A 23112-nucleotide genomic window follows, 5' to 3' on the forward strand; every position below is an offset into this window, starting at 1 on the left:
CCATGTAGGAGCTAGCCCTGCTAGCGATAAACCTTTGCGCCCCACCACCGTCGCCATCGCCAGCAGGGCTGGCTCCTACAAAAATGTATCTCCCACGTAGGGCTTGGCCCCTACAAAAATGCAGCTCACATATAGGAGCTAGCCCTGCTAGCGATAAACCTTTGCGCCCCACCACCGTCGCCATCGCCAGCAGGGCTGGCTCCTACAAAAATGCATCTCCCACGTAGGGCTTGGCCCCTACAAAAATGCAGCTGCCACGTAGGGGTTGGCCCCTACAAAAATGCAGCTCCCATGTAGGAGCTAGCCCTGCTAGCGATAAACCTTTGCGCCCCACCACCGTCGCCATCGCCAGCAGGGCTGGCTCCTACAAAAATGCATCTCCCATGTTGGTTTGGCTCCTACAAAAAACAGATATTGTGGACCGTGACCATTTCCCGTTGGGCGGGTTCTGGCAAATCTGGTGTCTGGTCCCAATGAGCCATGTGGACGAAAAAAAAGCAGTGCGCTTTGAGGCGCACTGCTTTGGCGGTTGAAACCGGTGAAGGTGAATTAAACCGGCAGAACTGCGGTCACTTTGTAGTCGGTGAAGTCAAAGTTCACAAAGTGAGCGACTTGATCTTGAACACCTTCGTTGAAATACCAAATGTCGGAATTGCAACCATCGGTGGTGATCAGGTAGAAGTTGTCTGCAGGTGGTGTTTCCAAATAGGCCACCAAATCGGCCACATCGACTTTGTCGATCAGGCTGGCAATGGCATCTTCTTCAAACGTGATGGTGAATCCATCCAATTGAATGACCGAATCCTTGTCAAAGTTCACCACGGTATCGAATTGGTCTACGGTGGTGGGGTCTGTATCCAGATCACCCAAAACGACTGTAGCGACAACAGGGTGAACGTCCGAATCACCATAACTGGCGTGTTCGCCAATGAACAACAAGTCGCTGCCTTCGCCACCGATCAGGGTGTCACCCAAACCGTTGCTGAAGATCAAGTCGTTGTCTTCCAAACCATTGAGCACTTCGCCTGCACCGTCATCACTGGCCAACAGGTCGCGGCACACAGTGGCTGTCAAATCGCCGGTCTCTGTGTCACGGTCTGTGGTCAGGTGGTAGTAACCGGACTCGTTGTTTTGACCATCGTTCAGAATGTAGCCCGCAAAAGACATGTCTTGTCCAAATTGAACATATTCGACTTTGGTGTCAGTGCCTGCATACTGGTCGACCACGGTGACTTCCAGTTTGCCTTCCATATCGGAATCCATCACCACGTGAAGGTTGTTGACTTCGGTGCGCAGGTCGCTTTCTGTGGGCGTCACAGCCAGCACTTCACGGTGGAAGTCAAGTTTGGTGAACTCGGTGATGCCCATGTCCAGGTTCAACTTGTCGATCTGGCGAATGGGTGTTTCGGCTTCATCAACAGACTTTGCACCAATGGTTCTGTACTCATCAATGGTGATGGATGACTTGTCAATCGAAGTCGTCAAAGAGAAATCTAAATAGATGTCAAAGCCGCTCTTGATCGAATTGACCGAATAATCAGAGTCCATATTGCTGGAATCCAATGTCGGAATGGTCCGGTCAATGGTCACTGTTACCGCGGCGCTCACCATTTCGGTGTCGGTGACCACGATGGAGACGGTGTCGTCCACGCAGAACAGGGCTGGGTTTTCTTGATCGATGCCGGTGGCGGTGATCTGACCGGTTTCGGCGTTGATGTGGTAGCGGCCATCGGCCGATGTTTGCGACAAACGGCGGCCATCAATGGTCTGGACTGACAGGTCGTCCAAGCGGTCGTTTTCACCCAATTCAAAATAGAAGAAGGTGTTATGGCCGTCTTGATCGGTGTTGTCCCAATTGAGTTCAGCAGTACCTTGGTCTGGTGCGGCATTGACATCAAAAGTGATTTTTGCGTCTTCGTCTTCACCCAAAATGCGTTCGAGCATGGGGTCGTGGTTTTTGTCGATCACCACTGACACGGCCTCGCTCACCAGCTCGGTGTCGGTGACCACGACCAAAAGCGTTTGCTCAACCAGTTGTGGGTTGTTGGCTTCAGTCGGGTCGTTGCGTGTGATGAGACCGGTTTCCTGGTCAATGTTGAAGCGCCCGTCTGCTGAAGTCAAAGACAAGCGTTTGCCATCGATGACGATGACGTTGGCGTCATCGAATCGTTCGCCTTCATTGAGTTGAAAGTAATAGTGGGTGGGGTTATTGTCCGAGTCTCCGGGTACCCACTCAGGATTGGTCGTTTGGCCATCGTTGTCGCCATTGACGCCCAGAATCAATGTCACTGGGCCATCAGGGTTCAAGTCGCTCAACAACGTGGGTGCGTGGTTCTTTTCAATCACCACAGACACGGCAGCGCTGACCAAAGCGGTGTCGGTGACCACCACCTCAAGGGTTTGCTCTTCGTACTGGGGTGTGTCGATCAAGCGAGTGATCAAGCCAGTGGCTTTGTCAATGCCAAAACGGCCATCACCAGAGATCAAGGACAAACGCTTGCCATCGAGCAACAGCACGTTGGCATCACTCAGACGCTCACCGTCTTTCAGTTGAAAGTAAAAATGGGTGGGGTTCTTGTCAGGGTCAGCAGCCACCCAGTTTGGGTTAGTGGTTGTGTTTTCCTTGTCGCCCACAATCTCAATGGTCAACCTGACAGCGTCTGTTTTGTCAATGTTGTGCGCCAAGGTTGGGCGGTTGTTGACTTCGCCACCCGATGGCACCAAAGCCACTGCAGGCAAAAACACCAAAGGAGACACCAAAGGCAATGCTGCAGCGGCACCTGCTGCGCCTGCTGCACCCGCCGCACCTGCTGCACCCGCCGCACCACCTGCTGCGCCGCCTGCTGCACCACCGGCGCCGCCAGTGATGGCTTCAGGCAACACAGCGCCTGCTTGTGCCATGACCCACTCCGGTGAGTCGATCACCGTGCCGTCGCTGTTGATGAATTCTTCTTCGCCGGGCTTGAGCATCTTGCGACCCTTGCTGCTGGGCAGGGCCTTTTGAAAGTCAAGCAAGGCTTGCAGGTCAGCACCGGACAACTCGGCGAATGTATTGGTCGCTTGTGCAACAACCAGGCGAACGGTTTTGGGTGTGCTCATGCCTTGGGCAGGCACTGCAACAGCGGGTGTCATGGGTTTTGTCATGGCTTTGGTTTTATAGATGAAGTGGAGGGATCAGCGAGATGGCTGGGCGAATCAGTTGGTGCGCACGCAGTAATAACCGCCGCCCACAAATGGCTGACCTTCCAGGTTTTCTGCCTTGGCGTGGTAGCCGCGCACTTCGTGCTTGTACTGCTCGGTGTTCAGGGTTTCGCAGACCTTTTGGCCGTTGTCTTGCAACTCGGCAGGCACTGGACCAAATGCACCAGGGTTGTCCCATGTGCGAACGTCGTTTTTGATGATGATGCGGGGGGCCACATCGGCTTGTTTGTCACCAATAGAAGGTGCTGCACAAGCGGCGAGTAATGCCAAAGGCAAGCAGATAGCAAGGATTTTTTTCATTTTTGATCTTTAGAGTGGTTGAAAATTAAAAAGTATATCAAAGACATTGAAATCATCAAGGTTTTTGATATTTTTTGTGAATTAGTTATTTTTATCTCTCCCCCAGTGATTCGTTGAGTGTTTTGATCACCGGCTTGAGCAGGTATTTCAAAACGGTATTGCCCCCTGTTTTGATCTCAATGGTGGCCGTCATGCCCGGTTGCAATTGCAGGTTTTCGTTGGGGCGGCGGTTAAAGCGTGGGGACTCGGTTTTGACCTGCACCCGGTAATAAGCTTGTTCGCCTTGCTTGATGTCTTCGTTCAGCGTGTCGGCGCTGATGTAAGTCAACTTGCCTTCCAGCGATCCATAAATCGTGTAGTCGTAGGCGTCGATCTTGATGACCACGTCCTGGTTGGGTTTCAAAAACGCGACATCCGAAGGCTTGACCTTGGCTTCCACAATCAGCGCATCGTCCACAGGCACGATTTGCATCAACTCATCGCCAGGGCGCAGAACGCCACCGCGTGTGGTCACGCGCACGTTTTTCACCGTGCCGTTCACAGGGGCCCGCAGTTCGGTGTTGTCGAGCAAGTTCTTGCGTTGAATCAAGGATTCTTTGGCACCGGCCAAGTCTTCCTCCATTTTGTTCAACTCGGACTGGCTGTCTTGCTGGTACTTGTTGGTGCGGTTGGTGATCTGGCCTTCTTGTTCGGCCACCAAACGTTCCAGGCGCAGCACTTCGGCCATGCTCACGTCACCCGTTTTGAGCAAAGGCTTGGTCATGTCCAGTTCGCGTTGGGCCAGCACTTTCATGCGTTCAATGGCGCGGATTTCCTGGTCCAGTCCTTCGCGGCGTTTGCGCAGCAAATCGGTCTGGTTTTGCCTGAACTCAGGAAACTGCATGGTCTCGGCCTTGAAAATCGGCTCACCCCCAAATACCTCAGAGCGCAAGCGGGCCACGGTGGCGCTCAGGCCAGCCACTTTGAATTCGGCCTCGCGGTAGCTGGCTTCGGCTTTGGTTTGGTCAAAACGCACCAGCAGCTCACCCCGGTCGACTTCGGCACCTTCTCTTACCAACAGTTTTTCAATCACGCCGCCATCGGGCGCTTGGATGATTTGTGTGCGGCTGCTGGGAATGATCTGACCCTGCGCACGGGTGATTTGGTCAATATCCGCGTAGTAGGCCCAAGCCAAAAACAGGCCCACCACCATGATGCTGCCCCACACCCCCAAGCGCAGGGCGAAAGCGGATTCACCTTGCGGCTGGTTGTAAGAGAGAATTTTTCTTTGACGGCTCATATTCAGGTGGCTTGGTTCGCTGTAGGGTTGCTCTGGCCCGCAGGCGCTGGTGAGTTGGTGGCGACTTGACGCTGCAATTGCATTTGGGCTTGTGTGTCACGCAGACGGCGCAAAATTTCGTCTCGGGGTCCGTCGGCCACCACCTTGCCTTTGTCCAAAATGATGATGCGGCTGAAGTAGCGCAGCATGGCCGGTTTGTGCGTGACGACCACCAGCGTGGTGTCGGTGGGCCGGGTGCCAAACACGCGTTCGGCCACTTGCTCTTCGAGTTGTGGGTCCATCGAAGCGGTGGGCTCGTCCAGCAGCATGATGCGTGGCTGGGCCAGCACCAAGCGGGTCAAACCCACCAGTTGGCGCTGTCCACCGGACAAACCTCGCCCGCCTTCAGAGATCTCGATGCCCAGCCCCTTGGGGTGGCTGCCCAACAAACGGTCCAAGCCTGTCATGCGTGCCGCTTGCATGATTTGCTCATCGGTGGGCGAGGGCAGTCCCAGCGCCAAGTTCTCGCGCAAGGTGCCCTGAAACAGACGCACGTCTTGTGGCAAGTAACCAATGTGTTCGCGCACAAACTCCGGGGCCAGGTTGTTCATGTCCACGTTGTCCAAAAACACGCGGCCCTCGGCGGGTTTGTACAAACCCGACAAAGCCTTGATCAAGGATGTTTTGCCCGAACCTACGGCCCCCAACACGGCCACACGTTCACCGTTGGAGATGCTCAGGTTTTCAAGGGTCAAAGCGGGTGCTTCGGCGCTGTAGGCAAAGCTCAGTTGCTGCACCTTCAAATTGCCCATGCACCGCTCGGGCACCATGCGGCGTTCGCCGGGCTGGCTGTCGGGCTGCATGGCCATGATGGCGTCCAGACCTCGCAAGGCGGTTTGGGCCTGTTGCCACTGCACCATCAGGCCCGAAATTTGCGCAATTGGGCTCAAAGCGCGACCGCTGATGATGGTGCAAGCAATCAAGCCGCCTACCGTCAAGTTGCCTTGGTTAATGGCATACACACCCGCCGCCATCAAGCCGACATAGCTCAGCTGCTGCAGAGTTTGTGTCATGTTGCTCGACAAGTTGGTGATGTTTTTGATCGCCAGTTCATCGCGACCCAACAAGTGGGTTAGCGCACGCCAACGGTCCAGCATTTTCCATTCCGCACCGGCGGCTTTGACCGACTCGATGCCGTCAATGGCTTCGATGAGCAAACCGTTTTTGCGGTTGGACTCTTGCATGTGCAGCTCGGTCAGTTTGGCCAGTTTGGACCGGAACGCCAGACCAGCCAAAATCGAGATCGGGATGAAGATTAAAGGCACCACCGCCACAGGCCCAGCCAACATGGCAATCACCACCACAAACATCAAGGCAAACGGTGCGTCGGCAAAAATGAACAAGGTGGACGAAGTCATGAAGTTGCGCACCATCTCGAAGTGCCGAATCTGCGCTGCAAACGTGCCCACGGTGCGGGGTCGCTGGTCCATGCGAATGGCCAGTGCGTGACCGAAAAACACGCCCGACAATTCTTCGTCAATGGCTTTGCAGGCGTTTTCCACCAAGCGGTTGCGCACCTGGCGCATCACCAGCTCCAGCACAATGGCCATGAGCACACCCACCGTGAGCACCCACAGGGTTGAAAACCCTTGTGTGGGCACCACGCGGTCGTAGACCTGCATGCTGTAAAAAGACGAGCCCAGCGCAATGATGTTCACCGTGACCGTGCTCAAAGCCCCTTCCGCAAAACTGCGCCAGCGTTTGGCAATGGCGTGGCGAAACCACTGCTTGGCCGAGCGGCGTTTGACTTTGCTGGTGTCTGCACCCAAGTCGTGTGCGCCCGTGGCGGTGTCTTGTGCGCTGGCCAAAGGCTCGTCGGTGCGCATGACCAGCACCCGGCCCTTGGCTGCATCGGCAGCGCTCAGGTTGACGGCTTTGCCTTCGGCATCCACGCAGGTCAAAGCCCCAGTGGAGACCATGCCGCACACCACCAACACCGAGTGCTGGGCCAAATCGTTGCCCACATCGGTCACCCACAGAGCCGGGGCATCTGAGGGTTTGAGGGGAAAGTCGGCGTCAAAAATGTCCGAGGCTGGAAAACGCGCACGCCAAAGTTCAACCGCCTTGTCTGCCAAGTCCAGGTCGGCAATGGGTGCGCCATCGAGGGTTTGCGACATCATGGCAAAACGATGCCAGGGCACAGCGTGCCCCTGCATCGAGGCCAAACGGGTCAGGCATTGCGACAGGGGATCGGCCAAATTGGCCGCAGGATTCGTGTCTGCAGAGGGAGAGGAGATCATTGTTGTTCTGTCGTGGACTGGATGTCCATGGATTCGGGAATCAGGTCACCAGTCGATAAGTTCACGCGCATGGCCGAGCGCAAATAGCCCCATTCGGCGTCCGCTTGGGCGTAACGAGATTGGGCCACTTCACGCTGTGAGTTGAGGACATCAATCCAGGTTTTGCGGCCGACCGAATATTGGCGAATGGTCGAGTCAAACACTTCGGTGGTGGCCGCCACTTGGTCGCGCAAATCTTTGAGTTGCAACTGTTGTGACTTCAAATCGGCCAAATCGGCGTTGATCGATTCAAGGGCGTCGCGTTCGGCAGCTTCACGCGAAGAGCGCAGGCTCTCGAGCTTGGCAATGCCTTCTTTGACTTGTGCCTCAGCCACAAAGCCATTACCGGTTTGGTAGTCCATGGTCACGTAGACCTGCGACTTGTTGATCGAGCCGCCCGAGTTTTTTTCGGCACGCAACTTGATTTGTGGCCACAAAGCGCTTTTGCGCGATTCGATGTCCGCCGTCAGCACGGCTTCTTCTGAGCTCAAGCGGCGCAGGGCAGGGGAGTATTCCAGCGCTTTTTGGCGAATCAAAAAGTCGTTGGTGCCCGACAGGTTGGGAAAACTGGGGGTCAAAATGTCGACAACCGGTTTGCCCAAAGCTTGGGTCAAACTCGACTGTGCCCGTTCGGCCAAGGCACTCAGCTGGTTGAGCTCGGCACGCGCTTGCGACAAGCGGGCGTTGGCCATGGTGCCATCGCTCATGGGGCTGATTTGGCTCTCCACTCGGCGGCCAATCAGGGCGGCCAGGCGTTCGTGCTCTTGCACGTTCGATTGCGCCACCAACTGACGCGTTTTGACGCGACCCAAATCGGTGAATGCGCTGATCACGCGAGCCATGATTTCTTGTTGAGCCAAATTCACCGAGGCATAGCTCGATTTGATGCCAGCTTCTGCTGCTGCAATGTCGGCCGCTGTGCGTCCACCGTTCCACAGCGTCTTTTCAATGCGCATGGTGCTGGTGTCGTTGCCACTGACGTCTTTGCCGGTTTGGGCTTGAAAGCCGGGGTAGCGTTGGCGCACGGCAGCGTCCAGTCGGGCATTGGCTGCCTGCACATCGTTGCGGCGGCTGATGACCGAGGGGTGTGTGGTCACAGCAATGCGCAAAGCCTCTTCAAAGCTCATGGGCTCTGGCGTGGTTTGGGCATGCGCCGAGGCATGTCCCAGCACACTGGCCAGTGCAAAAGACAAAGTCGCCAGTTGGCGACGCATGGTCAAAGGTTTTTTCATTTTGAGAGTCATGGCCATGAGAGATCGGTTAAACCGAAAAAAGGCACTGGAAGGCGTGAGCTTTCCAGTGCCTGTCAACGGCGAATTACAGGTTTAGATCACCACAAAGTCGTTGTTGGTCAACACACCTGGGTTGGTGATCGTTGCAAACAACACCGACTGGGTGGCACCGTTGCCATCGGCGTCGTAGTACAGGCGGCCGGTGGCTTGGTCATAAACGATGTAGTCGTTGTTGTCAGCTGCCGCTGTGCCCGCACGGAAGTTGGCCGCGTTCAGAGTGCCTGTGGTCAGCAGACGCGTCATCACAGCATTTTCCAGTTGGATCTTGTCACCATCGGCCGACGAGAAGTCAGCAATGGTGTCCACGTTGGTCGTGCGGTTCAAGGTGGTGTTGAAGGTGAACAAATCTGCACCTGCGCCACCCGTCAAGATGTCCAGACCTGCGCCACCCCTCAAGATGTCGTTGCCCGCATCACCCATCAGGTTGTCGTTGCCTGCATCACCGTTGAGCGTGTCGTTGCCTGCACCACCCATCAAGTTGTCGTTGCCTGCACCACCTGAAATCGTGTCGTTGCCGGTGTGGCCCATCACAATGTCGTTGCCAGCCAAGGCATTGAGGGTGTTGTCGCCCGGATTCAACTGGATCAAGTCGTTGCCAGCTGTTGGTGTTGCAGGCACGCCAGTCGGCACGTTGCCGCCAGCAGCGGTCACACCCACAAAGTCGGTAGCGTCCAGGGCGAAGGCGCCAGTCAAGTTGATGGTCAACTCCGCTGCGGTGGTGTTGTTCGTGTCAATCTGAATGGCGGTGGTCGCGCCGGTGATCTGAATGCGAACTTGGTTCACGGCATCGGCTGTGAAAGCGTTTGTTCCGATGAACGTGAATCCACCCGTGAAGCCCGTCAATGCGCTCAAATCGATCAGGTCTTCTCCGCGGACAAAGTCTTGGATCAAGTCGGTGCCCAAGTTGGCTGTGGTGGCTGCGCCAATGTAGGCGTACACATCTCGGCCCAAACCGCCGTTCAAGGTGTCGTTGCCACCGCCACCAATCAAGGTGTCGTTGCCGCCGTTGCCCACCAAGGTGTTGACAGCGTTGCCGCTGGTCAGCACGTTGCTCCCATCGTTGCCAGTTCCGGTGCCGGTGCCACCCATGGTCAGGTTTTCGATGCCTGTGGTGCCCACCAGGGTGTAGTTCATGTTGACGGTGGTGCTGATGGTGTCGCTGCCACCGTTCACACCTTCAATGATCACGTCGGTGGTTGTGTCCACCTGGTAGGTGTCATTGCCGTTGCCACCCACCAAGGTGTCAATGCCTGCACCGCCGTTGAGCGTGTCGTTGCCCTGACCACCAGAGATCATGTTGTTGGCCGCGTTGCCGGTGCCGGTGAAGTTGCCTGTGCCGTTGGTGCTGTCAAAGGACAAGTTCTCAATTTCGGCCAATGCGGCCAGGCTTTGGGTGTTGCGGGTGGTGATGATTTCATCAATGCCGCCCAAAGCCAGTTCTGTGACCACGTCGCCAGCAGCATTGACAAAGTAGGTGTCGTCGCCCAAGCCACCCACCATGGTGTCGTTGCCTGTGCCGCCCATCAACATGTCGTTGCCGTCGCCGCCATTGATCAAGTCGTTGCCAGCGCCGCCGTCGAGCACAAAGTCCATGGGCAAGAACACTGGCAAGAGCACTGTGCCAAAGTTGATTGGCAAGCCCAAAGCGTCGAGCAACAAGCCTGTGCCTGCGGCCACACTGGCGCCACCGGTCAAGGTGTCGTTGTAGGCCGTGCCCACCACACCTTCAACCGACAGGTAAGCGTCGGTAATTTGCGGGGCCAAAGCCACACCGGGCACCACGGCAGGGCCGAGGTTGCTCAAGTTGATGTTAACGCCCTGGCGGTTGGCACCTGTGCCCACACCGTTGCCCACGCTGGCAGAGTAGTTGACGGTGTCAAAACCGTCACCACCGTCCAGAATGTTGGCAAAGCCAAAGTCATCAGCGTCCATCATGAATGTGTCGTCGCCGGTCCAGCCAATCAGGTTGTCAGCACCTACGCCACCATACAGCACGTCGTTGCCTTCCCCACCGTCAAGGGCGTCCACACCGCCACCACCGTAAATGATGTCGTCACCGTCACCACCGTTGATGATGTCGGCGTCGCCGTTGGAGTCCATGGACTGGATGGTGACGCCATTGAATACGCGTGTCGTGATGGCACCGTTGTCACCAAAAATGATGTCGTCGCCCGTGCCGCCGTCCATGATGTCGCCACCCAAGCCGCCGTACATGACGTCGTTGCCTTCGTCACCAAAGACTTGGTCAATGCCCACGCCGGCGTGGATGGTGTCGTTACCCTCATCGCCCCAGATCAGGTCATCGCCTTCCAAGTCGTTGATGGTGTCGTTGTCCAAACCGCCGTGCAAGAAATCGTTGCCCGTACCACCTTCGATGGTGTCGTTGCCGGCATCACCCCACACGGTGTCGTTGCCGCCGCCTGCGTTGATCTTGTTGACCGCATCAGTGCCGCCAATCATTTCGCTGGCGTTGCCTTTGCCGTTGGGGTTCAACACACCACGTGAGTCGAGATAGTTGCCGGTGTTGCCGTAGAAGGTGTCACCAATGAAGCCGGCTTTGCCCAAGGCGTTGCCCAGGGTCCACAAAGGCAGGGTGCCGGTGGTGTCAGCAATTTCAACGTAGCTGTCGGCCACAGTGAAAATGTCGGTGTACAGGTGGTTCACACCGGTGTTGCGCGACACGATGTCAGAGAACAACTGGCCTTCAATGTTCAGCAGCAAGTCAGTGCCTGCCAAACGGCCCAAGTAATAGAAGCGGTCCGAGTTTTGCAGGCTGATCATCTGCATGGCAAAGATGAAGTCAAAGGTCGAGCCCAGCATGCCACCGGCCACTTTGGCTTCGGCCAAACCGCCCAGCCAGAAGTCCACATTGTTCAGACCATCATTGCGCAACAAGAAGGCGGGGTCGCCCACGCCGCCCACATCGTTCAAAGCGGCTTCTGCTGCCAAACGCAGTTTGGTGTTGTAAGTTGCTGCGTCAGCCAATTGCAGCGCATCCCATGCGGCTTTGTTGCCCACGTTGACGCCTGCGGCACCGTTGAATTCAATGATGATGGTGTCACGCGCATAGGCCATGACAAAGTTCACCAAAGACTCGTGGTGGACCAGGTTCATGCCAAATTCAAGCCAGTTGTCGTAAGGCTTAAGCTGTGCATCACCTGTTTGTGCAAACAAATCGGCACGCACGGCGTTCAAGCTGGCCATGCCAGTGTCGCGGCCACGCACCATGTTCAGGGTGGCCAAGTCCAGTGGCAAACCGACCAGGTTGTTGCGCAGTGCACCGGTGACCCATTCGTCAATGCCGTTGGCCACTTGTGAACCCATGCCCAATGCAATTTCACCAGCGGTGGTGGACGTGTAGGCAGTGGGGTTCAAGAAGGCTTCGATCAAGCCCATGGAGTTGTCAACGCCGTTGACCAAACCCGTGGTAGCGTCAAAGCCCAGCATGTCCACACTTTCGGTCAGCATGGAGTGGCCAAAGCGGTAAACAGCATGTGCAAACTCGGCAGTGATGGCCGGGTCAATGGTCACGTCGTAGGCGGCAAAAGCGTTGACGTTGGGGCTCAACTTGCGGGCAAATTCACCAAACACCAAGTGCTGGTATTCCATTTCGGTGACCATTTTGGCCGCTTGGAACAGCATCTCGCCTGTCCAAGTGCCCGCATCGGCACGCGGATCGTGGGTCACACCCGAGCTGTCGGTGCCACCAAACACCAAAGCTTTGATGTCATTGAGCACATTGTTGTGCTCGGAGTGGAACACTTCGTGAATGGCAGTCAAGCCCAAGTTTTCGTTGGCACGGCCGTCACCTGCAATGATGTGCGCGTTCAACAAAGTGGGGTTGACCAAATCTCCGGCTGCAGTCATGGTGCCACTGAGAACGCCATGGGCCATGTCATCCAAGAAGGCGTGGCCAACGGTTTGCAAACGCAGATCGTCCACGTTGACCGATGCCAGTGTGCCATCGGCATTCAACACGGTGCCGGTGGCGTTAGCAGCCATGTAGCTGTCTTTGACGTAGAAAACGCTGCCCGAGAAAACGTCGCGGGCCACCAACCAGGCACCTTCTTGCAGGGTGCCTGCAGCACCCACAAACACCGAGCCATCAGCGTTCAAGCGCACCATGGGGGTGTCTGTCACGTTCACATCGTGCAAGATGATGCCCAAGCGTTCGGCGTTAACCTTGATGGCCAGCCAAGTTGACATGCCTTCGGCACCCACTTCGCCGTCGCCACTGACCAAGCGGCCAGTCACTTTCATGTCGGCGTCGTATTCGCGCACAAAGGCGGTTTTGCTGGGGTCTGAACCGTAAGACTGGCTCAAATCGATGAAAGGCGAAATCGTGTTAATACTTTCGCCGTTAGCGGGTGGGGTCAACACCAAGTTGCCCGAGCCATTCAAGGAGGCCACGATGCCGGTGGTGCTGGACTTGGCGTTGATCGCATCCAACAAACCTTGTTGTGTGGTGTTGGCGGCCAACTCGATGGCGGTGTTGTTGATCATCAACACACCGCTGAAGCTGTTGCCCAACACGGCAGTGCCGGTCACGGCTGTTTGCAAACCGGGGGTGCCGGTGGTTTCGCTGATGCCCAACAGGGTCAAAAGGGTGTTGGTGGTTTCTTCGCCAATTTGCACGTGGATGGTGTTGGTGCGCGAAGCCATCATGAAGTTGGTCTGGCTGCCTTCAACATACAAAGGATCACCAGGCAACAATGGCACCATGACCACACCGTCAGAGCCTTTGTGCACAAAGTCCAGACCGTGGTCAAAGAACTGACCAAACATGGTCATGAAGCCGCTGTAGGGCAGGGGGTTCATGTTGCCTGTCAAAGGCGAAACACGTCCACCGGGGGTGGTCATGGGGTCGTCCAGCACGGCCAGGCGTTGCTCTTCGGGTGTGAGGTAACCAATGGCTGCCAAGGCGGCAGAGCTTTGGTTGGCCACAATGTTGCTGATGATGCGGGGCGTGCTGTCCCACAGGTTCACGTCGCGAACTTGGTAAGAAGTCGGGGTGTTATTGGGTTGGAATGATTGGCTCAGCGTGCCTTGGGCGTTGGTCCAGCCCGCAGTGGTCAAGCGGGTAAAGGCTTGGTCTACAGCGCCCCAGCCAGGGTTGTTGACGTTGTTGCCCACACCGCCCACATCACGGATGCCGGATGGGTCCAAAACGGTGCCCAAGCCAGTCAAGGCGCGGCGTGGGTCGTTACCAGGCAAGTTGAGTTGCGCGAGGATGAAATCGATGTCAGTTTGATTGAGGAGCATGGTTCACATGTAATGTTGGGTTGACGGTGCTAACATGATATGAGAAATCTGTGAAAATCAAAGTGATTGACAGATGTTACGAAATGTTTTTGTGAAAAATGCGAAAAAGTTACATGGAGTAACTTTTATCATTTGTTGATTTGCGCGGGTTTCCACCAGTTAATTCGCACTTTTTCCGACATTTGCACTATTTGGGTGCAAAAGTCTGAGCGTTTTAATCGGCTTTTTTGTCATTGGTGATGATCTGGTGCAGCCCATGGGTCAATCGGGTGCAACAGTCGGCGCTGACTTGGCTCATTCGCTGGGGCGTTCAGGCAGGGCTTTTGCCCTTTGTGCAGGGAAACGACCGTGTTCAAGCCCTTGGTTGTGCAAGAGGGTGTCGTAAAATGAAACTGACACTTTTTGCAAATCCCGCCCGCATTTCACGCTCACCCTCATGACCGAACCTCACCAGCCCATGACCTCACGCTGGTACTTGGCCAGCACCAAACCCCGTCTCGAAAAAGTGGCCCGCTTCAACTTGGAAGAACAGGCGTTTGAGGTCTACCTGCCGCTGTACAAACAGTACAAAAAAACCGCCAACGGTCCGGTGGAAATGTTCGAGCCCATGTTTCCCCGGTACATCTTTTTCAGGCCCCAAAGCCAAAACCAAAGCATTTCGGTCGTGCGCAGCACCAAGGGCATCCACAACCTGGTGCGCTTTGGCTTCGAGCCCGCCTCGCTCGACGACGAACTGCTCGAGCGCATCCGCCAGGTCGAACACCTGCGCAACAACGCCAGCCTGCTCGAAATCAGCCAACTCAAACCCGGCCAAACCGTGCTCTTCAAACACAGCGCCCTGAGCGGCCTCGAAGGCATCGTGCAAAGCGTCTCCAGCAAACGCGTCGCCGTCCTCCTCCAAATCATGGGCCACCCCACCTTGGTCAAAGTCGAACACCACCACGTCGAACTGAGCACCTGACCCTGTAGGAGCGACGCCCCCCCGTGGTAACAACACGATCCCCGTAGGAGCGACGCCCCCGTCGCGATCACCCTCGCAGACCACCACCCATCGCCCCGAGGGCGGGGCTCCCACAAAATGCAGGGCATCCCCCTGTAGGAGCGACGCCCCCGTCGCGATGACCCTCGCATACCACTCCCATCAACAAAAGGGCATGACCTGCCCCCTGTAGGAGCGACGCCCCCGTCGCGATAACCCCCGCAGACCACGACCCATCGCCCCGAGGGCGGGGCTCCCACACAAGATAGATACCCCCGCAGACCACGACCCATCGCCCCGAGGGCGGGGCTCCCACACAAGATAGATACACCCGTACACCACGACCCATCGCCCCGAGGGCGGGGCTCCTACACAAGATAGATACGCCCCGCAGACCACCCCCCATCGCCCCGGTGGCGGGTCTCCTACAAAAAATGCCATCAGGCCAAGCTGTTTTAAAAATTTATTAATTTTGCTAATTATTTTATCGATTAAATCAATTAACGCATATGTTTCATTAAAACATTACAAAAAGCAATTCATTGAATTTATTAAATATAAATATTTACAAATTGTATTTTTATGTCAGTTAAGTATCAGTAATAAACCTACAATCGCCGGTTGTGTTGGCATTTTCGTGCTTGAAACACTGCGGTAGCCTGCCTGTTGAAATGGCGCTATTTCTATTAAGACGATACCCCGTATCCGATATTGATTGATCTCATGCCCAGCCCTTTGAAAATCACCTCTTCTGTTTGGTCGGCACAGACTCAAGGCTGGGTCTGGCGTGGACTGGTGTTGACGGCACTGTGTCTGGCGGGGGGCGCTTTGCATGCCCAGGACAGCATAGGCGTCATGCCGACGGCCAACGGTTCTTTGGGCAGCAGCGGTGTCGGTGGTGCAGCCCCTTTGAATGTTCAGGCCCCCGGTGGCTTGCCAAACCCCGTGCCGTCCATGCGGTCACCACTGGGTGCTGCGGTTTCGGGAGGGGCCAACCCCTTGGGCGCCTATGGCGACATGGGGCAGGGCACAGGCCCTGTGGTTCAAGGGGCAAGCGCTGAACGCCCGGCTTTGGGGACCAACCAATTTCAGCGTTTTGTGCAAAACGCCACTGGCCGCGACTTGTCCTTGCACGGCTACAACCTTTTTAATGGCCAAAAGTACAGCGCACTGGCCAACTTGCCTGTGCCTGCTGGTTACGTCTTGGGCCCCGGTGACGACATCGACCTCAAGCTCTGGGGCTCGGTGGACATGGCCCAGCGCCTGACGGTTGACCGCAACGGACAAATCAGCATCCCCAAAGTTGGCACCGTCACCGTGGCGGGCACTCGCGCCGATCAGCTCGAAAAAACGCTCAAATCGCACATTGGCCGCGTCTTCAACAACTTCGAACTCAACGCCACGCTCGGCCGCCTGCGCAGCATCCAGGTCTATGTGGTGGGCCAGGCCCGCCAGCCCGGTGCTTACACCGTGCCCGGCATGTCCAGTTTGCTGAGCACCTTGTTTGAAAGCGGTGGACCGTCTGCCACGGGCAGCATGCGCCACATTCAGCTGGTCAGGGCGGGCAAAACCGTCACCACGCTCGACCTGTATGCCTTCATTCACAGCGGTCGCACCGAAGGCGACGCCCAGCTCTTGCCCGGTGACGTGATCGTCATCCCCCCGGCTGGCCCGCGTGTGGCGGTGTTGGGGGCTCTGGACGCACCGGCCATTTATGAACTGCGCCAAGCGCAAGAAACGCTGGCCCAACTGCTTCAATACAGCGGCGGCATCAAGGTCATCACCACGCCGCACAAAGCGCTGGTGGAGCGCATTGACACCGCCAACAAACAAGCCCCACGCAGTGTGCAAGAGCGCAGCCTGGACGCACAAGGCCTGCAAAGCACGGTGCGCGACGGTGACGTGCTCACCTTGTTCCCTGTGGGCCCCCAGTTTTCCAACGCAGTCACCCTGCGCGGCAACGTGGCCGCCCCCCTTCGCTACAGCTTTCAAGCTGGCATGCGCATTGCCGACCTGATTCCCGAGCCCCAAGCCCTGATTCAAGGCGACTACTACACCCGCAAAAACATCATCGTGCAATACGAGACGGGCAAAAACGTCTCGAGTGACCGCGTCATCAACGACGTCAAAAATCTGCTCGAGGAAATCAACTGGGACTACGCCGCCATCGAGCGCTTGGATGCCCAGCAGGTCAAAACCCGGCTCATCCCCTTCAACCTGAAAAAAGCCATTCAAGACAAAGACCCCGCACACAACCTGCCGCTGCAAGTGGGCGACGTGGTCACCGTGTTTGGGGTCAAAGACTTGCCCGTGCCCATCGAGCAACGCACCCAGTTTGTGCGCATTGGTGGCGAAGTCAAAGTGCCCGGCATCTACGAAGTCAAACCTGGCGAAACCCTGATGCAACTGCTCGACCGTGTGGGTGGCTTCAGCCGCAACGCCTACGCCTACGGCACCGTCTTTACCCGCGAAAGCACCCGCCGCGAGCAACAAGCCAACCTGGACAAAGCCATTCGCAAGATGGAGCAAGACATCAACAACCAGGCCGCCACCCAGCTGCAAAACGCCATCGACTCAGAAAAAACCAACGCCGCCCAATCGCAAATCGCTGGCCAGCGTCTGTTGCTCAAGCGGCTTGAGGGCCTGCAAGCCAGCGGCCGCATTGCACTCGAAATGTCAGCGGCCGACACCCAGCTGCCCCACATCGTGCTCGAAGACGGTGACAGCATCACCGTGCCACACAAACCCAGCTTTGTGGGTGTGGTGGGGGCGGTGCAAGCCGAAACCAGCTTCATTCACAAAGTGGGTTATACGGTGGGCGAATACATCGAAAAAGCAGGCCCCACCGCCACAGCCAACCTCGATGCGGCCTTGCTCATCCGTGCCGACGGCACCGTGCAAGCCAACAAAGCCCAACGCAGCTGGACGGGCCGGGGCAACAGCCAATTCATGAGCACCCTCATGCAGCCCGGCGACACGATTTTTGTGCCCGAAGAGCTCGACCGCCGCAGCGCCTACACCCAGTTCATTCAGGGTGCCAAAGACTGGACCGCCATCCTCTACCAATTTGGCATTGGTGTCGCTGCTCTGAAAACCCTGAAGTAAGGCCAAAGGTCGGACTCGAAATCACCGACCTGCAAACCCTGCAGCCTTTGTAGTTCGGCGGCTTGAGCCCCGACAAGTGCCATCCAAATACACATGACCGATACAACCCACGCCTCAGAAGCCGAAGACGAAATCAGCTTGCTTGACCTGCTGCACACTGTTGTTGATAACCTGCGTTTGCTTGTACTCGGGCCACTGGCTGTGGGTGTGTTGGCTTTAGGGGGGACTTTTTTGGTCAAGCCCACCTTCACGGCCGAAACCAGCTTTTTGCCCCCACAACAACAGCAAGGCATGGCCGCCAGCATGCTCGCCAGTTTGGGCGCACTCGGCGGCTTGGCTGGCGCGGCCACCGGCCTTAAAAACCCGGCCGACCAATACGTGGCCTTTCTCAAAAGCAACAGCATCGAAGACGCCCTGATCGAGCGCTTCAAGCTCACAGAACGCTACGAAGCCAAATTCAAATCCGAAGCCCGCAAAACACTCGAAAGCAAAGTCAAAATCGCCAGCGGCAAAGACGGCCTCATCACCGTCAAAGTCGACGACACCGACCCCCAAATGGCAGCCGACATGGCCAACGCCCATGTGCAAGAGCTGACCAAACTCATGGGCCGCTTGGCCGTGACCGAAGCGCAGCAACGCCGCCAATTCTTTGAAAAGCAGCTCCAGCAAACCAAAGACAAACTCACCCAGGCTGACATTGCCCTCAAAGAAACCGGCATCTCGGGCGACGTGCTCAAAGCCAACCCCCAATCGGCCGTGGCCGCCGTGGCCGCACTGCAAGCACAGGTCACCGTGCAAGAAGTCAAGCTCGGGGCCATGCGTGGCTACTTGGCCGAAAGCGCTCCCGACTTCAAACAAGCCCTGACCGAGCTGGCCACCCTGCGTGCCCAACTGGCCAAACAATCACAAGACAGCAGCGGCGCAAGCAAAGGGCAGGGCGGCGCCCAAGGCGACTACGTCACCAAATACCGCGACTACAAATACCAAGAAACCCTGTTCGAACTGTTTGCCAAACAATTCGAAATGGCCAAAGTGGATGAGTCACGCGAAGGTGCCAACATCCAAGTGCTCGACGCTGCCCAGCCCCCTGAGCTCAAAAGCAAACCTCTAAGAGCCTTGATTGCCATCATCGCCACCCTGGCCACAGGATTTGCCCTGTTGCTGTTTGTCTTCATCCGTCAGGCCCTGCGCAACGCGGGTCAAAACAAGGCATCCGCACAAAAACTCAGCGATGTTCAAGCTTCGTGGCGCAAAGCCATTGGCCGATAAAAACACACCATCACGATCGCAGTCGACATCGAAGTCAATGTCGGTGCTTGATTTACCAACCCAACTCAGCCTATGACCCACCAAAATAAAACCATCGCCATCATTGGCCTCGGCTACGTCGGATTGCCGCTGGCCGTTGAATTTGGCAAACACCGCACCACCATCGGTTTTGACATCAACCAAACACGCATCACCGAGTTGCAGTCTGGGAAAGACCACACCCTCGAATGCAGCCCCCAAGAACTTCAAAGCGCCACACACCTGCGCTACAGCGCCCAAGTGGCCGACCTGCAAGCGGCGCACATCTACATCGTGACCGTGCCCACCCCGGTGGACCAAGCCAACCGCCCTGACATGACGCCCTTGGTCAAAGCCAGCGAGACCGTGGGCAAAGTGCTCAAGGCAGGTGACATCGTCATTTACGAATCCACCGTCTACCCCGGCGCTACGGAAGAAGTTTGTGTGCCCGTGCTCGAAAAATTCAGCGGTCTGAAATTCAACCAAGACTTTTTCTGCGGCTACAGTCCTGAGCGCATCAATCCTGGTGACAAAGTCAACACCCTCATCACCATCCGCAAAATCACCAGCGGCAGCACGCCAGAAGTGGCCGATGAGGTTGACGCACTCTATAACGACATCATCAAAGCCGGTACTTGGAAAGCCAGCAGCCTCAAAGTGGCCGAAGCCGCCAAAGTCATCGAGAACAGCCAGCGTGACCTGAACATTGCCTTCGTCAATGAGTTGTCGGTCATCTTCGATAGGCTCGGCATCGACACACTTGAAGTGCTGGAGGCCGCAGGCAGCAAATGGAACTTCTTGCCCTTTCGCCCCGGCATGGTGGGCGGTCACTGCATTGGTGTGGACCCTTATTACCTTACCCACAAAGCCGAAGAGGTGGGCTATAACCCCCAAGTCATCTTGGCTGGCCGTCGCATCAACGACAACATGGCCCGCTACGCCGCGCGTGCGGTCATCAAACGCATGCTGCAAAACGGTATCGACGTGGCCCGCAGCACAGTGGGCGTCATGGGCATCACCTTTAAGGAAAACTGCCCCGATATCCGCAACAGCAAAGTGGCCGACTTGGTCAAAGAGTTACAAGCCTGGGGCGTGAGTGTTGTGGTGACAGACCCCTGGGCTGACACCGCAGAAGTTGAGCACGAATACGGCATCACCTTGGGCAACATCAGCGCCCAAAACCCTGTTGACAGTCTTGTCATCGCTGTGGGTCACCAAGAGTTTCGCGCATTGACACCCGTAACCCTCAAAAGCTACTGCACCACCACTCACCAGCCCGTGGCCGCAGACCTCAAAACCCTGTACGACCGCCACGCCATGGCCGAAGCCGGCTTCACCGTCTTCCGCTTCTAAGCGCAGCCACATCCCTTCAAACCACTATGAAAAACTTCGCACTCATCGGCGCTGCCGGCTACATTGCTCCCCGCCACATGCGGGCCATCAAAGATCTTGGCCACAACCTTTCTGTGGCCTACGACATCAACGACTCAGTCGGAATCATCGACAGCATTTCGCCGCACAGCGAATTCTTCACAGAGTTTGAGCGCTTTCAAGAATTTGCCCACCAACTCCAACGCAATCCCGCCACCCGCCTCGACTACGTGGCCATCTGCTCGCCCAACTACCTGCACCACTCCCACATTGCTGCAGGCCTGCGCCTGGGCTGTGACGTCATCTGTGAAAAACCTCTCGTCCCCACACCCGAACTCTTGGATGAACTGGCTTTGGTGGAACAAGAAACAGGCAAACGCGTTTACAACATCTTGCAGCTGCGCCACCACGACGCCATTTTGAAGTTGCGGGACAAAGTCGCAGCCGCCCCGGCCGACACCAAGTTTGATGTCGAGCTGACCTATATCACCAGCCGTGGCAAGTGGTACATGGAAAGCTGGAAAGGCGACAACCGCAAATCTTTTGGTGTGGCCACCAACATTGGCGTGCACTTCTACGACATGCTGCACTTCATTTTTGGCAAACTGCAGCGCAATGTGGTGCATTACGCAGACACTCAAAAAGCCGCAGGTTACCTGGAATACGAACGCGCCCGCGTGCGCTGGTTCCTGTCGATTGACGCTAACGACCTGCCCGCCGACGTTCAAGGCAAAAAAACCACCTACCGCAACATCGACATCAGTGGTGAACAGCTCGAATTCAGCGAAGGATTTACCGACCTGCACACCACCAGCTACAGTGAGATCCTGGCTGGGCGGGGTTATGGCTTGATTGACGCCCGCCACTGCATCGAAACCGTCAACGTCATTCGCACAGCCCAAGTGGTCAAGGGCGAGCAAGGCGAAGTTCACCCTTTCGTCGCAGCCCTGCGCAGTTAAACACCCCTGTCACCCCAAGATGTCCTACACCGTCCACCCCTCAGCCATCGTCGACGAAGGCGCACAAATTGGCGCAGGCTCCCGCGTGTGGCACTTTGTCCACGTCTGCGGCGGCGCAAAAATCGGCCAAGGCGTGTCCCTGGGTCAAAACGTGTTCGTGGGCAACCAAGTCACCATTGGCGACCGCTGCAAAGTGCAAAACAACGTCAGCGTGTACGACAACGTCACGCTGGAAGAGGGCGTCTTCTGCGGCCCCAGCATGGTCTTCACCAACGTGCACAACCCCCGCGCCCTGATTGAGCGCAAAAACGAATACCGCAACACCCTGGTCAAAAAGGGCGCCACCCTTGGTGCCAACTGCACCGTGGTCTGTGGTGTCACCATTGGTGAATATGCCTTTGTGGGCGCAGGTGCCGTGGTCAACAAAGACGTCAAGCCCTACGCCCTCATGGTCGGCGTGCCCGCCCGACAAGTGGGCTGGATGAGCGAATTTGGCGAACAAATCCCACTGCCCCTGCAAGGCGAAGGCCATTACACCTGCCCCCACAGCGGCCAGGTCTACACCCTGCAAGCCAGCGGTCTGCAACCACAAAACAACCCCGCCTAATGGAGCTAAGCCTATGGACTTCATCGACCTCAAAACTCAATACCAGCGCCTCAAGGCCGACATCGATGCCGGTATCCAGCGCGTGCTTCAGCATGGCCAATACATCCTTGGCCCCGAAGTGGCCGAGCTGGAAGAAAAGCTGGCCGCCTACACCGGGGCCAAGCACTGCATCACCGTGGCCAACGGCACGGACGCACTGCAAATTGCGCAAATGGCGCTGGGCATTGGCCCCGGCGACGAAGTCATCACACCCGGCTTTACCTACATCGCCACCGCCGAGACCGTGGCCCTGCTGCGGGCCAAACCGGTGTATGTGGACATCGACCCCTGCACCTACAACCTGGACCCGGCCCTGCTGGAGGCCGCCATCACCCCCCGTACCAAAGCCATCATCCCGGTCAGCTTGTACGGCCAATGCGCCGACTTTGACGCCATCAACGCCATTGCCGCCAAACACGGCATCCCCGTGATTGAAGACGCGGCACAAAGCTTTGGTGCCACGTACAAAGGTCGCAAAAGCTGCAACCTGACGACCATTGCATGCGCCAGCTTCTTCCCCAGCAAACCCCTGGGCTGCTACGGTGACGGCGGGGCGATTTTCACGAACGATGACGAACTGGCCAAAGTCATGCGGCAAATTGCCCGCCACGGCCAAGACCGCCGATACCACCATATCCGTGTGGGTGTGAACAGCCGTATGGACACCTTGCAGGCGGCCATCCTGCTGCCCAAACTGGCCGTGCTGGACGAAGAACTGGCCCAACGCCAACGCGTGGCCGACACCTACCACACCCTCCTTTGTAGGAGCGCACCCCCGTGCGCGAATGACCCACAAACGAAGGCAGAGCCCATCCTTATCACTCCCTACGTCGAACCTCACAACACCAGCGCCTGGGCCCAATACACCATCCAAGTGCCCAACCGCGAAGCCCTTCAAAACCAACTCCAACAAGCCGGCATCCCCACCGCCGTGCACTACCCCATCCCCCTGAACAAGCAACCCGCCGTAGCCGATGCCAAGGTGCAGTTGCCCGTGGGTGATGCGGTGGCACAGCGGGTGATGAGTTTGCCGATGCATCCTTATCTGGACAAAAGCAGCATCCAGCAAATTACCTTATCCGTGCAAAGTGCCTAAGGTCTGGTCTGTTCAGT

At 56.7% G+C, this 23112-nt stretch carries 13 protein-coding genes; 7 read left to right on the forward strand and 6 right to left on the reverse strand.

Annotated features, from left to right (window positions below; translation table 11 throughout):
- Nucleotides 1-549 precede the first annotated feature (549 nt).
- The 6 genes from AMM41_RS08630 to AMM41_RS22420 form a co-directional block, all read right to left on the reverse strand.
- Nucleotides 550-3144, reverse strand: a complete 2595-nt coding sequence (locus tag AMM41_RS08630) for a hypothetical protein (protein ID WP_194944677.1) — start codon at nt 3142-3144, stop codon at nt 550-552.
- 51 nt (nt 3145-3195) lie between these two features.
- A complete protein-coding gene (locus tag AMM41_RS08640; protein WP_089956427.1) occupies nt 3196-3501 on the reverse strand; it encodes a hypothetical protein in 306 nt (101 codons plus the stop codon).
- 91 nt (nt 3502-3592) lie between these two features.
- A complete protein-coding gene (locus AMM41_RS08645; RefSeq protein ID WP_228769176.1) occupies nt 3593-4780 on the reverse strand; it encodes a putative HlyD family type I secretion protein in 1188 nt (395 codons plus the stop codon).
- Nucleotides 4781-4782: 2 nt separating this feature from the next.
- On the reverse strand, nt 4783-7059 hold the full coding sequence (locus AMM41_RS08650) for a type I secretion system permease/ATPase (RefSeq protein ID WP_089956429.1): 2277 nt from the start codon (nt 7057-7059) through the stop codon (nt 4783-4785).
- Nucleotides 7056-8330 (reverse strand): TolC family protein, encoded by a 1275-nt coding sequence (locus AMM41_RS08655; RefSeq protein ID WP_194944678.1) that lies wholly within the window; start codon nt 8328-8330, stop codon nt 7056-7058. Before AMM41_RS08655 ends, AMM41_RS08650 begins: the two co-directional genes overlap by 4 nt.
- Nucleotides 8331-8423: 93 nt before the next feature.
- Entirely contained in the window at nt 8424-13652 is a 5229-nt protein-coding gene (locus AMM41_RS22420; protein ID WP_304438326.1) for a peroxidase family protein, read from the reverse strand.
- Nucleotides 13653-14088: 436 nt separating this feature from the next.
- Between AMM41_RS22420 and AMM41_RS08680 the strand changes: the two genes are divergently transcribed.
- The 7 genes from AMM41_RS08680 (at nt 14089) to AMM41_RS08710 (ending at nt 23095) form a co-directional block, all read left to right on the forward strand.
- The gene (locus AMM41_RS08680) at nt 14089-14613 is read left to right on the forward strand and encodes a transcription termination/antitermination protein NusG (protein ID WP_089956433.1); all 525 of its coding nucleotides are present in this window, start codon (nt 14089-14091) and stop codon (nt 14611-14613) included.
- 741 nt (nt 14614-15354) lie between these two features.
- On the forward strand, nt 15355-17736 hold the full coding sequence (locus AMM41_RS08685) for a polysaccharide biosynthesis/export family protein (RefSeq protein ID WP_089956436.1): 2382 nt from the start codon (nt 15355-15357) through the stop codon (nt 17734-17736).
- 93 nt (nt 17737-17829) lie between these two features.
- Nucleotides 17830-19005 (forward strand): GumC family protein, encoded by a 1176-nt coding sequence (locus tag AMM41_RS08690; protein ID WP_089956439.1) that lies wholly within the window; start codon nt 17830-17832, stop codon nt 19003-19005.
- 72 nt (nt 19006-19077) lie between these two features.
- Nucleotides 19078-20376: a nucleotide sugar dehydrogenase gene (locus tag AMM41_RS08695; RefSeq protein WP_089956442.1), complete on the forward strand. Its 1299-nt coding sequence runs from the start codon at nt 19078-19080 to the stop codon at nt 20374-20376.
- Between the two features lie 26 nt (nt 20377-20402).
- The gene (locus tag AMM41_RS08700) at nt 20403-21353 is read left to right on the forward strand and encodes a Gfo/Idh/MocA family oxidoreductase (protein WP_089956444.1); all 951 of its coding nucleotides are present in this window, start codon (nt 20403-20405) and stop codon (nt 21351-21353) included.
- 19 nt (nt 21354-21372) lie between these two features.
- The gene (gene wbpD / locus AMM41_RS08705) at nt 21373-21960 is read left to right on the forward strand and encodes a UDP-2-acetamido-3-amino-2,3-dideoxy-D-glucuronate N-acetyltransferase (protein ID WP_089956447.1); all 588 of its coding nucleotides are present in this window, start codon (nt 21373-21375) and stop codon (nt 21958-21960) included.
- A gap of 13 nt (nt 21961-21973) precedes the next feature.
- Entirely contained in the window at nt 21974-23095 is a 1122-nt protein-coding gene (locus AMM41_RS08710; RefSeq protein WP_089956450.1) for a DegT/DnrJ/EryC1/StrS family aminotransferase, read from the forward strand.
- Nucleotides 23096-23112: the final 17 nt, after the last annotated feature.

Source organism: Limnohabitans sp. 2KL-3 (assembly GCF_001269405.1).
Classification (GTDB): domain Bacteria; phylum Pseudomonadota; class Gammaproteobacteria; order Burkholderiales; family Burkholderiaceae_C; genus Limnohabitans_A.

Bases quoted from the DNA above. Each gene is read 5' to 3' on its own strand.
- AMM41_RS08630 (WP_194944677.1), bottom strand. From the start codon at position 3,144: ATGACAAAACCCATGACACCCGCTGTTGCAGTGCCTGCCCAAGGCATG.
- AMM41_RS08640 (WP_089956427.1), bottom strand. From the start codon at position 3,501: ATGAAAAAAATCCTTGCTATCTGCTTGCCTTTGGCATTACTCGCCGCT.
- AMM41_RS08645 (WP_228769176.1), bottom strand. From the start codon at position 4,780: ATGAGCCGTCAAAGAAAAATTCTCTCTTACAACCAGCCGCAAGGTGAA.
- AMM41_RS08650 (WP_089956429.1), bottom strand. From the start codon at position 7,059: ATGATCTCCTCTCCCTCTGCAGACACGAATCCTGCGGCCAATTTGGCC.
- AMM41_RS08655 (WP_194944678.1), bottom strand. From the start codon at position 8,330: ATGAAAAAACCTTTGACCATGCGTCGCCAACTGGCGACTTTGTCTTTT.
- AMM41_RS22420 (WP_304438326.1), bottom strand. From the start codon at position 13,652: ATGCTCCTCAATCAAACTGACATCGATTTCATCCTCGCGCAACTCAAC.
- AMM41_RS08680 (WP_089956433.1), top strand. From the start codon at position 14,089: ATGACCGAACCTCACCAGCCCATGACCTCACGCTGGTACTTGGCCAGC.
- AMM41_RS08685 (WP_089956436.1), top strand. From the start codon at position 15,355: ATGCCCAGCCCTTTGAAAATCACCTCTTCTGTTTGGTCGGCACAGACT.
- AMM41_RS08690 (WP_089956439.1), top strand. From the start codon at position 17,830: ATGACCGATACAACCCACGCCTCAGAAGCCGAAGACGAAATCAGCTTG.
- AMM41_RS08695 (WP_089956442.1), top strand. From the start codon at position 19,078: ATGACCCACCAAAATAAAACCATCGCCATCATTGGCCTCGGCTACGTC.
- AMM41_RS08700 (WP_089956444.1), top strand. From the start codon at position 20,403: ATGAAAAACTTCGCACTCATCGGCGCTGCCGGCTACATTGCTCCCCGC.
- wbpD (WP_089956447.1), top strand. From the start codon at position 21,373: ATGTCCTACACCGTCCACCCCTCAGCCATCGTCGACGAAGGCGCACAA.
- AMM41_RS08710 (WP_089956450.1), top strand. From the start codon at position 21,974: ATGGACTTCATCGACCTCAAAACTCAATACCAGCGCCTCAAGGCCGAC.